The organism is Blautia sp. MCC270, assembly GCF_018785605.1.
GTDB classification, from domain to species: domain Bacteria; phylum Bacillota; class Clostridia; order Lachnospirales; family Lachnospiraceae; genus Blautia_A; species Blautia_A fusiformis.
In genome coordinates, this window is the sequence record NZ_WQQD01000018.1 from 1 (window position 1) to 13,950 (window position 13,950).

13 protein-coding genes are annotated in these 13,950 nt (G+C 40.0%); all 13 read right to left on the reverse strand.

Annotation, left to right across the window (positions count from 1 at the left end; genetic code table 11):
* A partial coding sequence (locus GPK58_RS06610) for a DNA methyltransferase (protein WP_215638384.1) occupies positions 1 to 1,460 on the reverse strand: 1,460 nt, incomplete at its 3' end.
* A 41-nt stretch (positions 1,461 to 1,501) separates the two neighbouring features.
* On the reverse strand, positions 1,502 to 1,756 hold the full coding sequence (locus GPK58_RS06615) for a plasmid partition protein ParG (protein ID WP_215638385.1): 255 nt from the start codon (positions 1,754 to 1,756) through the stop codon (positions 1,502 to 1,504).
* Between the two features lie 125 nt (positions 1,757 to 1,881).
* The gene (locus tag GPK58_RS06620; RefSeq protein ID WP_117854757.1) at positions 1,882 to 2,439 is read right to left on the reverse strand and encodes a ParA family protein; all 558 of its coding nucleotides are present in this window, start codon (positions 2,437 to 2,439) and stop codon (positions 1,882 to 1,884) included.
* Between the two features lie 916 nt (positions 2,440 to 3,355).
* The gene (locus tag GPK58_RS06625) at positions 3,356 to 4,960 is read right to left on the reverse strand and encodes a DNA primase family protein (RefSeq protein WP_215638386.1); all 1,605 of its coding nucleotides are present in this window, start codon (positions 4,958 to 4,960) and stop codon (positions 3,356 to 3,358) included.
* Positions 4,961 to 5,134: 174 nt separating this feature from the next.
* The gene (locus GPK58_RS06630) at positions 5,135 to 5,362 is read right to left on the reverse strand and encodes a hypothetical protein (RefSeq protein ID WP_117854749.1); all 228 of its coding nucleotides are present in this window, start codon (positions 5,360 to 5,362) and stop codon (positions 5,135 to 5,137) included.
* A gap of 208 nt (positions 5,363 to 5,570) precedes the next feature.
* Positions 5,571 to 5,873, reverse strand: a complete 303-nt coding sequence (locus GPK58_RS06635) for a hypothetical protein (RefSeq protein ID WP_252195780.1) — start codon at positions 5,871 to 5,873, stop codon at positions 5,571 to 5,573.
* 424 nt (positions 5,874 to 6,297) lie between these two features.
* Positions 6,298 to 6,660 (reverse strand): hypothetical protein, encoded by a 363-nt coding sequence (locus tag GPK58_RS06640; protein WP_215638387.1) that lies wholly within the window; start codon positions 6,658 to 6,660, stop codon positions 6,298 to 6,300.
* Positions 6,661 to 6,687: 27 nt separating this feature from the next.
* Positions 6,688 to 7,722, reverse strand: coding sequence for an alcohol dehydrogenase (locus GPK58_RS06645; protein WP_015524494.1), 1,035 nt, complete (start codon positions 7,720 to 7,722; stop codon positions 6,688 to 6,690).
* 84 nt (positions 7,723 to 7,806) lie between these two features.
* Entirely contained in the window at positions 7,807 to 8,955 is a 1,149-nt protein-coding gene (gene iadA / locus GPK58_RS06650) for a beta-aspartyl-peptidase (RefSeq protein ID WP_118368405.1), read from the reverse strand.
* Positions 8,956 to 8,987: 32 nt separating this feature from the next.
* Entirely contained in the window at positions 8,988 to 10,508 is a 1,521-nt protein-coding gene (gene yfcC / locus GPK58_RS06655; RefSeq protein WP_215638388.1) for a putative basic amino acid antiporter YfcC, read from the reverse strand.
* Between the two features lie 62 nt (positions 10,509 to 10,570).
* Complete coding sequence (locus GPK58_RS06660) at positions 10,571 to 11,788, reverse strand: carboxynorspermidine decarboxylase (RefSeq protein ID WP_092070382.1); 1,218 nt, start codon at positions 11,786 to 11,788, stop codon at positions 10,571 to 10,573.
* Positions 11,788 to 13,047, reverse strand: a complete 1,260-nt coding sequence (locus tag GPK58_RS06665; RefSeq protein WP_022426348.1) for a saccharopine dehydrogenase family protein — start codon at positions 13,045 to 13,047, stop codon at positions 11,788 to 11,790. Before GPK58_RS06665 ends, GPK58_RS06660 begins: the two co-directional genes overlap by 1 nt.
* 42 nt (positions 13,048 to 13,089) lie before the next feature.
* Positions 13,090 to 13,947 carry an agmatinase gene (gene speB, locus GPK58_RS06670; protein ID WP_015524486.1) on the reverse strand — a complete coding sequence of 286 codons (858 nt, stop codon included), beginning with the start codon at positions 13,945 to 13,947 and terminating at the stop codon, positions 13,090 to 13,092.
* Between the last annotated feature and the right edge of the window lie 3 nt (positions 13,948 to 13,950).

Here is a 13,950-nt window from a genome sequence, read left to right on the forward strand (position 1 = left end):
GCAAAAAAATCAACAACCAATGCATTCGGTTTATCATCCAAATAATATTTCAAACAATCTCTGACTGCATACAATGATTTTGGATATGGAAACCTTTTTTCATCAGCAAAAATATTTTTTAACAAATTAGTTCCTTCAGTTTCTGCATTATGACTTGGTCTCATCCATACAGAAACTGGTGCTTTCTTTATCTCATCAACATAAATTGCCTTAATACTACCATCAGAATTTTTTCCAATAATAGTTGCACGACCGCTTTCAACATCATCAACAACACCTGACAATAAATATGACAATTCCCACTTTTGTGGTTTTTTAGGTGTATAACGTCCCACTCTGATATAACCCTTTTTAAGCATTTCAGCACAAGTAGTATTTGTCATTGCCCAATTCATTTCCGTTCCATCATCCCTTATAGGAAAAACAGCAGTCGTTCCTTCTGGTGCTGGAAAATCAGTAATATCCTGTGTCTCTGGCAAAGGTGAACCAATATCGACAATTTTACCTTTATCGTTTACATATATAGGATAAAACTGGTTGGGTCCAACAGCACCATATCCATGATTCCCTCGTCTTTGATTCAAACTGCTTCTTCTCATTGTACGCCAAGAAATATTTGTAACCCCTGTCGCATCCATATCTTCTTCTTGATGAATAGTAGCATTTCCATTCTGTACAAAAAATAAGTATTCTTCAGTTCTTGAAAATCTACCAGTCCGCTGTTTTCCTCTAGGATTAGTAACTGTTGTAACCATATCAATATTTGAAGCCGGAAATAACTGTTCCAATAATATAGACAGCCTTGCACACTCAACTTCATCAATTGCTATAATTAACATTGAATCCTTAGGATTAAGTAACTGTTTTGCTAATTTTAATCTACGCTCCATAAATGCCAACCATTTACTATGCTTATACTGGTCATTCCCATCAACATAATTGCAATTGTATTTCCAATCTTTTGTATCTTTTTTATTATATGGTGGGTCAATATAAATACAATCAACCTTACCAGCATATGCATATGTCAATGCTTCTAACGCATGATAATTCTCAGAATTAATCACCATATGATATGGGTCTTCTGGATTTCCACGTTCTACACGGTCAATCTCTTTTAATCCTGGATAGATAACATCCCTATAACTCACAAGGACACAGATGTCTTCTAATGGAACATCTTTTGCTTCTCCATCATGTTCAAGATATGCAATACCATTATCAATATATTTCACACACCAAGGAACAGAATTTTCTTCCGTTTCCTTTTGTCCACGAGGTGCAAGAATATTCACTGTATCACCTACAGCAGGTTGCTTTTTATAAAGCCTAACTGCTTCCGGTAAATTATGTTCAAAAACCAAACCATACGAATGGTCTTTTACATATTTCTGAATCTGACGTGCAAGCTCTGGATTTAACTTTGCAACCTCAGAAATTGTTTCATTAATATTTGCCATAATACGCATCCTTTCTTTTTGTACACATTTTCATGAATTCATTAAAATCCTTGTGATTTCAAAAATTCATCTGTCATTTTATTCAAAACATCTGTCATCTTTGTATCATTGGACAGACAATACATTTTCAATTTTTTCTTCATATCATTTGTCATATAGAACTGGACAGGAACCATTTTCTGATTTCCATGATTTTTTCCAGATTCAGATGTAGTTCCACCCTTTGCCTGTTCCAGACGTGATTCTTCCTCAACAGCTCGCTTTTGCTGACGAGCTTTGAATCTATTTTCAGTCATATCTTAAAATCTCCTTTCTAAACTTTATGGAAAATATGGATAACTCTACGAGTTACCCACATATCCCATAAAGTCGGCTACTACTCCTAATTCAATTTTCATGATTTCATTTTATCATGATTTCATTAAAATTTCAATTTTAAGATTTTCCATACGCCATGTGTCAGCACGCTTGTAGCCAATGCAGCTGGAAGCCTTGGATTATATGCAACCACCGACTGATTTGCAAGCCTTGACTGTACAAACGCTTCACTTTGTGGCAGGCAATAGATTGGCTCGTCTTTATGTTCTTCTTTGAAAAATTCCATAAATTCCTTTGTAGCCTTAAATCTATTTGTACCATTAACCACATACACAATAGGTGTATCTGGTGCATTACGCTTTACAAGGTCAATCGTTGTTTCCGTAGCTGGCATATCCGTCACACTTGGACGCATCGGAATAATAACTACATCCGCATCTTTGACCCATTCACCCATCTCACCTTGTAATGAACCCGGTGTATCAATAATTGATATATCCGCATTATCCATTTCAACAGGTTCATGCAGTGTACCGCCCTGACCGTCGAGGTCATAAAAGCAATACGGAACATTCTTGGCATCCAAAGCAAAAGCAAGCTCATCTGCAACCAGCGTCTTACCAACACCGCCCTTACGGTTGATAATCAATATATTCTTCATGATTCATGCTCCTTTCATGATTTCATTGTTTCATGTTTTCATGAAAACATTATATCATGATAATACAGTGGATTTCAAGCTGCTTTTCCCTACCCAAATACACATTTAAAATCGCTATCATGTTTCAATATTCCGTATTTGATTAAAAATAAGCCCGTGGTGAAGATTTTCATATAAAATCGAGTAATTTTACAGATTAGTGATTTTATACGCGTGGTGACGTCATACGGCGTGTTAAACGATGGGTTTTGAATTGTTCTGCTAATTGCATATATGGAAAATGTGATGATAGATATTATCAGCATTTGAAAATACAGAAGCCCAAAAAATGTAGCACGTTTCGTGCTACGCATAAATCCAGTGCCCAGCAGCACATTCAGCGTTTTTGTAGCAGACAGTGTAGCAGACAAAAAAACAACGTGCTACGCATAAATCCAGTACTGGGTAAGGGATTTATGTGTTTTGTAGCACGTGTAGCACGTTTTTTTTGGAACATATATATAACATTTTTATTTTAGTCTACACTAAATACAAATCCATTACGTATCAACGGATTTATCCAAATTACACATAATATCATAATGATACAAAGTAAAATACACTTATAGATAACATCACAATGATACAAAGTAAAATCCTCATAAATCAATGTTTTTAGGCTTTTTTTATTTTTCACGTGTATATATCTTAAAAAAATGTGCTACATCTGCTACAAATGGATAAATCTGTTGTGTATCAACGGATTTCATGTAGCATCAACATTTTTCTACATGCTACATTTTTTGTAAAATTCGCTAAATCCAGTACCAGTCAACGGATTTCATGTAGCACGAAACGTGCTACATTTCTGCTACATTTCTCAAAAAATCCCGAAAAATAAAAAGTGATAGCACATTTTCTGTACTATCACTCTGTATTACACTCTTAAAATTCCTCTGTAACTTGATTTCAACGTCGGACAACACTTTTTCTTTAAATCATTTCCTTTGTATGTAGTGCTATACCAATCTTCCAGCTTGTATTCATCAATCATCCATTCTGGCTTATCCATCATATTCTTAGGTCTGACAGCTTTTTTACTGTCAGGACAATCCCAATCTGGATAATCTTTCAGCAGATTCAGAACATCTTTGATAAATACCTGTAATGATTTTACTTCCTGTTTTCCAACGTACTTTTTGTACCATTCTTTGTATAAATCATACAAGAATGTAAACGGAACAAAATCCCACTGTAATTCCGGCATAATTTCAGCCATGAACTGTCTTACAGGGTCATTGAACTCCTTATATTCTTCCAATGCTGTTTTACATGCTTCTGGAACATCGAATTCATAATAGTTCATATTAAGAACCTTATACATCACATATTCTACGACTTCCTTACGTTTCAGATAATCATCCTTGATGTATTTGCGTTCCGCACCTGTAAAGCATTTTGTAAACGGAATGAAAAGCTGACGTCTGTAGAATGAATCAGATTTATCCTTCACTCTTGGCATTTCGTTCAGACACTGCACCATAAATCCTTTAAACTTAAAAGAAATCGGTGCTTTAAATTTACGATTAACCTGAATTGTATCACCTGTAATTACAGCCTTTAAATTCGCAGCCTTGTCGATATATGTACCGACGTCGTTTTCATCAACAATAACAGATGTAGTTCTAATCAAAGGTTCCAGCATAAAATCTTTACCGAAATCTTTCAATGGAATAGATGCATATCTTCCTTCTCCGACAAGCCGTCTCATCAATACACACAATGTACCTTTACCATTGTTACCAGATTCTGAATACATAAAACAAGCCTTATTCCATGATACATTTGGACGAATGATAGCACCTAAAATCTGCCAGAGAATTGTAACCACCCCTTTGTCATCAGACAATGTGTTCATCCAGCTTTCTACATCCCAGTCTGTACCATCTTCATCGTTATGAATCACCACATTTTTTGCATTTGGATTGTAATCTACTCTTGATTTTGAAGTGAACACTTTATCCGGTGTAAACGGCATCAAAGTCTTTGTATCAAAATCAAAAATACCGTTATTGACAGCAATCAGATTCCGCTCACTACAGCGTTTCACTCTCGGAGCTTCCTCTCTCATGATATACATCATTTCCTGAAATTCCTTATATGTGATTCTTCTCTTATAGAGTCTTGCAATACGACGGATTTCAGAATCCTTTGTTGTATAAATACCTTCATCTTCACCATCTTCCATGTATACGCCCAAAAGAGAACAATCTGCATCATCTTCAGATTCAGTTGTCTCAATCAATGCAATATAATGCACACGCAGCATTATATACGCAATCTGATATGTTTCCAACTCCACAGGCACCTTCCACTTTGCCCCCTGCTGAGCAATCGAATTATACATTGTAACTTCGTTTCTGCTGTTATCTAAAATATTACCCTTAATTTCATCAGGTGTTGGCAACACTGGCTGTGCTAATGCATCGTTCACAGCATCTACTGTTGCATCAAAAATAGTTTCTTCGTAAGTTCTAGCCATATATTAACATGTCCTTTCTCATGATTTCATGTTTTCATGAATCTTCTGTTTTTCTCTTGAAGTCACCAAGAAAATATGCTAATATATGAGCATAAATAATAACTGAAAGAATTTCTTGGTAACTTCCTTGATAGCAACAGTGATGCCACTCACAGTTGCTATTTTTTTGTAATTTTACTTTTCAATATGTTTTTTCGCTTTAAGGAAATTTTCAAAAGCGATTCTATCTACCATAACTTTATTCTGTTTTCCTACTGTAATATAATCTTCAAATTCCCCACCCTTGACATATTTTCTAACTAAATCATAGCTGATGCCAGTATATCTACTAAGCTCTCTCTGGGTAAGAAATGTTCTTTCCTGAACAGGAATTGAATTTGTCCAACCTTTTTGCTTTGCCATCTTTATTCCTCCATTTTACTGTATTTCTTATGGTTTAATAAAAGTCTAGCACACTGGATTTCTAATTGCAATACTTTTCCTACCCAATTATGTATCATTTACTTTAAACGTGTTGTCTGACAACGTATCCAGCTCAAAAAAATTTTTTTCAGAACATCAAAAAAAGAGAAAGCAGATGTTCTCCACTTTCTCTCATTCTGATTTTTTCTTATATCATTCTAAAATGCTTGAACGCTTCCAGAATCAATTTTTCTTTCTCAGCTGGACAGTTCGGTACTCTATGACCGTCAACACCTTTATTATAATTTTCACGCTTCTCAAAGCCTAATTTGTCTTTTACTTGAGCAATGTATAGATTTGATACAGAAACATCATGTTGTTCCTTAATCCACTCTTTGATTTCTCTGTATGACGCTGAACCCTTAGCACTTTTCAGATACTCTGCATCTTTTGGCTCATAATCAACATGAGCATACTCAACGTTCTTATCGTTGACTATTTCCCTACCCAAAAGGCAAACCGTCTCCACATGGGCGGTGCAAGAGAACAAATCCATATATTATGGAAAGAAAACTTTTAATTTTGAAGTGTAGTAGTCACCTGGTAGAACCCGATTAACGATTATCAGCAAGGGGTGCATACAATATATACCCGATTAACGATTGCCCCTACATTCCCGAATTTAAAGTCGTTTATTTGTAGTCTCCTGGTAGTCTCACCCCCGGCGGACGCCAAATTATGCCCCAGTTTGCCCCATTATTCCGAGGATTGCGAGTAGTCATGGAGTTCTGCCGTGGCAGATGAAAAATATTTTTATCATTGTTTTATTTCTCCTTGATTTGCCCGGAAATGCCCTGTTTTGCAATGGATTTCGGGGATTTGTGAAATGTGTGTTTTAGCTGCCATCTTGGCAAAATGGGGCAAGATTAAGCAAGTTATTGCGTGATCTTATCATTTCCAAGCAGAATACCAAACAAAGCATATCCCAGCATTCCAGCCTCATATCCTGTCAGTGTAAAGGGAAAATAGATATCCTTTTCTTTTAAAAGTTTACAAAGCAGCCTTCCTGCAAAAATCCCACCTGCGGTCACTCCGAAGAAGGTAACTGGAAATATCACAGTATCTGCTTTAATACTTGCCCGATAAAAAGTATAAAACAATGAGATTAGAAGTGTAAAATTCATAACCAATGCCTGAAGTCCTTCAATTCTCTCTGGGCGGATCAGTTTTTTCTCTCTGCAGATCATCCCAATAATAAGCATTATGATCACGGGTAAAATTACTTGTAATAAACTCACTATTGTTCAGCCTCCCGTACCTGTTTCTCAGCATTCCACTGCTACTTTAATCACACCATCTCTCTTATTTTCGAACAATTCATATGCCTCTTCAATCCTGTTTAACGGATATGTATGCGTAATCAGCGGTTCCGTGTTGATCTTACCTTCTGATATCAGCTTCAGAATTTCTTCGCAATCGCAGCCATCCACTCCACCTGTTTTAAAAGTGAGATTTTTACCATACATATCTGGGAGTGGTAACATCTGCGCTTTATCGTAAAGCGCAACCACTGTCACGATTGCATTTGGTCGGGCACATTCCCACGCCAGTTTAAATGTCGATTCTGCTCCGGCAACTTCAAGGACTGCATCAGCTCCACCATGCTCACTATTAGTCTTAACAAACTCTTTACAGTCTTCCGGTGAAACAGTAAGAATCTCCGGATAATGCTCATTAATAAAGCGAATACGTGTCTCGTCCTTTTCACATATAATGATCTTCGCTGGATTTTTCAGCATAACACTAAGTAAAGTACATATTCCCGTTGGACCGGCTCCAATGATTAGTACAGTATCTTCCTCTGTGATTTCAGAAATACGTGCTGCCCAATAACCAGTAGCAAGAACATCTCCTACCAGTAAAGCCTGTCTGTCCGTAACACCTTCCGGGATTTTATTCAATCCCTGATCTGCAAAAGGAACCCGGACATATTCTGCCTGTCCCCCATCGATACGACAGCCAAGTGCCCAGCCACCATTCTTGTCGGTACAATTGTTTACATATCCTTTCTTACAGAAAAAACACTCTCCGCAAAAGGTTTCTACATTTACAGTCACCCGGTCTCCCGGTTTTACATGCGTCACCTTAGAACCGACTGCCTCAACAATACCTACCATCTCATGGCCAACTGTAATTCCCGGGACTGCACGCGGAACACTTCCGTGTTTAATATGCAGGTCACTGGAACAGATGCTGGCCAGTGTCACCTTTACAATGGCATCTCGTTCATGCATGAGCACTGGTTTCGGTTTTTCCATTAGTTCAAATTTTCCCTTTGAAACATATGTATAAGTCAGCATTATTTTGCCCCCATCTATTAGAATGTATACTAGTAAAATATCCGGTACGGAACACATCTGTTCTTATACCGGATATTTCTGATTCTATTTTGTATACACTGTTTTACCTCTTGCTATTACCTCAACAAGCTGCAGGTCCTGATCCAGGATACAAAGATCCGCATCATAGCCCTCTTCAATCTTTCCTTTTCCATTAAGACGAAGGATTTCTGCCGGATTGGATGTTATTGTTGAAAGTGCAATTTCCAACGGGATATCCGCTTTAAACACACACTCTTTAACTTCCTTCAGAAGGCAGCTGGACTGTCCAACGCCCATTCCAAGGAATTCGCCATCACTACTGTACATCGGAAGGCTTCCCTGTCCATCAGAAGAAATTGTCATGCGGTTAGGATTTACTCCTGCATCTAACATCCGTTTGATACCATTACATACTCGTACCTCATCACAGATAGTTTCCCAATAGTCAATATCTTCATTTCCGGTAAAATCTACTGCTCCGCCTTTCAGCGCATATTCCATTGACTTGCAGAAAAGCAGCTCATTTCGATTGATATGTGTTGGCAGTATTTGAGAAGTCGGTATCTCTGTCTCATCTACCACCCGTTCAATAAGATCTAAGCATCTCGGACTGTCACCAAGATGAACATTTACAATACCAGCTTTCCCGGAAAGAACACCACCAAGTCTTGTATCCGCAACGACACGTACAAATTCCTCAAAAGTCGGCTGTGAAGACCGATGATCGGAGATCGCGATTTCTCCAGTTCCAATGATTTCCTGAATCATCATAATATCTTTCACAATACTGTCAGTCAACGTACGAACCGGAATCTGATAACTGCCTGTATAACAGTATGCAGACATTCCCTGCTCATTCAATCCTTTTGTCTTTGCAACCAGTGCACATATATCACGACCGATTCCATCTGTTCCAAGGCAGCCAACAACTGTTGTTACTCCAAACTTCGTAAGTCCTTCCATAGTTGCTTCCGGAGTACGATTGGCGAATCCACCTTCGCCACCGCCTCCGAGTACATGAACATGACTATCAATGAATCCCGGAGTTAAAAGTAACCCCTCTCCATTGATCATTTCTGCCTCAGAAAGAAATCCGTCTGCGGATATAGAACCTGCATCTTTAATCTTAACAATCTTATCATTGATCATAAGTACATCTTTTTTCCCCAGATGCTGTGGAGCATAAACATCAATATTCTGAATTAATTTCATCATAAATCACTCCCAATTATCCAATGCATGTTTTAGAATCCAATTCCAACTGCAATAAGAACTGTAATGATTGCACCAATCATTAAGACGCCAAGGAATTTCCACATGAATTTAATCCAATTAGACCACTCGATCTTTGCAATTGCAAGAGATCCGATCAGACATCCGGATGTAGGAACAATCAGGTTTGTAAATGCATCACCAAGCTGGAATGCAACTACAGCTGTCTGTCGTGAAACACCTAACAGGTCTGACAGTGGAGCCATGATCGGCATTGTGATCGCAGCCTGTCCTGTTCCGGATACAACAAAGAAGTTAAATACGGACTGGAACAGATACATAAGTACTGCTGCAACCGCTCCGGAAACTCCAGCCAATGCATTTGAAATATTATACATAATTGTATTGATAACTGTAGGTGTGGTCGGATCAGATCCACCAAGAACCTGCATGATACCCTGTGCCATAGCAACAACAAGTGCAGCACCAATCAGATCTTTTGCTCCATCTTTGAATGATATTGCAATATCATTTAGTTTCATGTCGTTCAGTTTAAAGATAACTCCGATCACACCGGAAACAATTCCCATAATAAAGAACTGTGTAGCAATCTCCGGCATGTAGTATCCTTGAGTCATAACTCCCCAAATTACCCATACTACTGTAGCAGCCAGTGTCAGAAGAACTAAAATGTGTCCAAGACCAAATGAATGTCCTTCGTCAATTCCTGTTTTTTCATTCTGCTCACGGAAATATGAATCAGTCTTATATGCGATTGAGATTGTCGGAGTCTTTTTGATCTTTGATGCATAGAACATAGTCATTCCACAGCCGAGTGCTGTAAATACTACCCACATTACCATACGGAATCCTGCTCCGGAGAATACGTCAATACCTGCAATACCCTGTGCAATACCTACAGAGAATGGATTCATCCAAGATGAACCAAAACCAATCTGTGTTGCAACATAAGTAACAAGAACTGCGATAACTGAATCATATCCAACTGCTACAAACAACGGACAAAGAATCATAGTAAACGGAAGCGCTTCTTCTCCCATCCCGAAAACTGCTCCACCAAGAGAAAACAGTACGAAAAGTATCGGAATCAGTAGTTTTTCTGCTCCCTCTGCCTTACGGATCAATCCGATCAATCCGGATTCAATCGCACCTGTACGGATCATGATACCGAATGCACCACCTACTACCATAAGAAATGCGATAATCTCGATTGCAGAACTATTTACGATTCCGTTATACATATAGTTAAAAAATCCTGTTCCACCATCTCCACTAAAGAGTGCTACTCCTTCTGTTACTACATTTCCTGTATCATCTGTCAGATACTGGAAACTTCCGTCTTTGATTACTGTGCGGGTTTTCTCAACACCATTGATCATATATGAAATATCCTGTGTTTCGTAAAATCCCTTTGGTACAAGAAATGTCATAAGTGCTGCGAAAACAACTACAAAAAAGATGATAATGTAGGTATCAGGCACTTGGAATCCCTTGTTAAAAGACTTTAACCCTTTTCCTTCGTTTTTGCTCATTTTTGAATCTCCCTCCCATTTTTCATTAAACCTGTCAATATTATTTTTCAAAAAAACTGCTCTTATTTCCTGCAGCGTCCAAGTCTGCCTTTAAAATCTTCATACCCAAAATCAGTAAGACGTTCCATGGTTTTATCGCCATGTCTCAGCCATATATCAGGCAAAGGCATTCCATTAAAGGTATTGTTCTTGCAGGTTGTATAAATGGCCATATCACCAAACATGAGGATATCTCCGTACTTCAACGGCTCTGAAAAGCTGTAATCTCCTATGATATCTCCTGACAGGCAGGTTGGTCCTCCGAGCCGGATTGTGACTGCATTTTCTCCCGGTTCATCTGCTCCAAGAAGAGGAGGACGATAAGGCATTTCCAGAACATCCGGCATATGACAGGCAGCACTTCCATCCAAAATTGCAAGCCGGGTATCACCATTTTGCAGCACATCCAGAACAGTTGTCAAAAAGAATCCTGCATTTAAGGCCCATGCCTCTCCGGGCTCCAGATAAACATCTACCTTCCATTCTTCCTTTGCTGCTCTGATGCACTTCTCAAGCCGTGCAATATCATAGCCTGGTCTTGTAATATGATGTCCACCTCCCAGGTTCAGCCATTTCATCTGAGAAATCAGATCTCCGAATTTCGTCTTTACTGCTGTAAGAGTAGTTTCCAGATCAGAAGAGTCCTGCTCACAAAGGGTGTGAAAATGAATACCATCCAATAATCCGATCAGCTCCGGATGCTTTCTCACAGCAGTCTCCCACTGTGCCCTTGTGGTACCCATGCGGCTGCCTGGGGCACAGGGATCATAAATAGCATGTCCCTCCTGGGTAGAGCATTCCGGATTGATCCGAAGCCCTGCACTTTTCCCGGCCTCCTTCACTCTTTTTCCAAAGCGAAGAAGCTGAGAAGGAGAGTTAAACACTATATGATCTGCAAAGCTAAGCAGCTCCTCAAATTCATCCTCACGATATCCGGCGCAAAATACATGTACCTCTTTTCCGGGCATCTCCTGGGCACCAAGCCTGGCTTCGTACAGTCCGCTTGCTTCTGTTCCTGTCAAATATGGTTCCAAAAGATGATAGCAGTCATAATTACTGAAAGCCTTCTGTGCCAGGAGCATTTTGCAGCCTGTTCTCTTGGCAATATTCCCCATTAATTCTGCATTTTTTATAAGCGCCGCTTCGTCGAGAACATAACAAGGTGTTTTGATCTTCCGCAGCTCCGGCGGAATAATTCCGCCGGACGCTGCAAAGGGTGGTCTTGTATCTGTTCTTTCCATTAATCCACCAGCTCCGGATCATGATTTTCGCTGCGTGGAAGTCCATATTTGTCAAGTGCTTCCAGGAACGGATCCGGGTCAAATTCTTCTACTGTGTACACTCCCGGGCGGATCCATTTTCCGGTAAGCATCATTAATGCTCCGCACATAGCCGGAACGCCTGTCGTATAGCTGATTGCCTGACTTCCAACCTCTTTATAACATTCCTGGTGGTCACAAACATTATAAATATAATAGGTTTTCTCTTTTCCATCCTTTACCCCGGTGAAAATGCAGCCAATATTAGTTTTTCCCTTAGTACGTGGACCCAGGCTGGCCGGATCCGGGAGAAGAGCCTTCAAAAACTGGATAGGAACGATTTCCTGTCCATTATAGTTGATCGGAGTAGTAGAAAGCATTCCCACATCCTCCAGACAGCGCATGTGATCCAGATAGCTCTGTCCGAAGGTCATAAAGAAACGGATTCTCTTTACTCCCGGAATTGTCTGGGCAAGGGACTCGATCTCCTCGTGATGCAGAAGATACATATCTTTATCGCCGACCTGATCAAAATCATATTCCCGCTTGATCGCCATCGGAGGAATTTCCACCCAATGTCCATTCTCCCAGTAGCTTCCGGGCGCACTTACCTCACGAAGATTGATTTCCGGATTAAAGTTGGTTGCAAATGCATATCCGTGGTCTCCTCCATTGCAGTCCAGAATATCAATGGTATCGATCTGGTCGAACTCATGCTTTAATGCATATGCACAATATGCCTGGGTAACACCCGGGTCAAAGCCGCAGCCAAGAAGTGCTGTAAGTCCTGCCTCTTCAAATTTCTTCCGGTATGCCCACTGCCAGGAATAATCAAAATATGCGGAAAATCCCGCTTCCTTGCAGCGTTTTTCGTAAATAGCACGCCATTTGGGATCATCCGTATCCTCCGGCTCATAGTTTGCCGTATCCATATAGTTCACACCACATGCCAGACATGCATCCATGATGGTCAGATCCTGATACGGAAGCGCAATGTTCATTACCAGATCCGGTTTGTAACTATTGATCAGCTGGATCAGCTGGTTTACATCATCCGCATCCACCTTTGCGGTGGTAATAACTGTTTTTGTTTTTCCTTCCAGTTTCCGGGCAAGTGCATCGCATTTTTCTTTTGTCCTGCTTGCTATACACAGTTCTGTAAATACAGTATCTGCCTGACAACACTTCTGGATTGCTACACTGGCTACTCCGCCGCAGCCGATTACAAGTACTCTGCTCATGTTTTTTGTCTCCTTTTTTATACTCAATTTTCGTAACTGTTTTTATTTTGCCACCGCCAGCAGCAGTTCCCTGACCACCTTACATGCTGTAGCTGTGGAAACACCGCTTGGATCCAGCATAGGTGCCAGCTCATTGACATCTGCTCCCACAATATTTAATTCTGATACCTTCCGGATAGCAGCGAGCAATTCAAGGAAGCTTACGCCTCCTGCCTCCGGTGTACCGGTTCCCGGAAATACAGATGGATCCAGACAGTCCAGATCAATGGTAAAATATACCGGAACCTGCTTCCTGGCCAATTCCTGTACGGTTTCTTCCAGGCCTTCAAAGGTAAAGGGATGAAAATCTGTATGCTCTTTTGCAAACCGGAATTCTTCTCTTTCCCCGCTTCGGATACAAAACTGATGTATCCTCCCATCTCCCAGAATATCATAGCATCTGCGGATAACACACGCATGACTTAAATGAGCACCAAGATAATCGTCTCTTAAATCTGCGTGCGCATCAAAATGAATAATATGAAGTCCCGGATATCTCCCGGCGACAGCTCTCACAGCAGCCAGTGTCACCAGATGCTCTCCCCCCAGAAGCAGCGGCATTTTTCCCTCTTTCAGGATTTCCTCTGCACGATCCTGTATATCAGCAAGCGCCTTTTCACTGCTGCCGAAGCAAAGCTCTAGATCTCCACTGTCAAATACCCGGATATCCATAAGGTCACGATCCTGATAAGGGCTGTAGGTTTCCAGTCCAAAGCTTTCATGACGAATGGCAGAAGGACCGAACCTGGCTCCCGGACGAAAGCTTGTGGTCGAATCAAAGGGAGCTCCGTAAAGAACAATTTCTGCTTCCTCAAAGCTGCTGTCACAACCGATAAAATTTTCAATATTTGGTAAGATCATAAA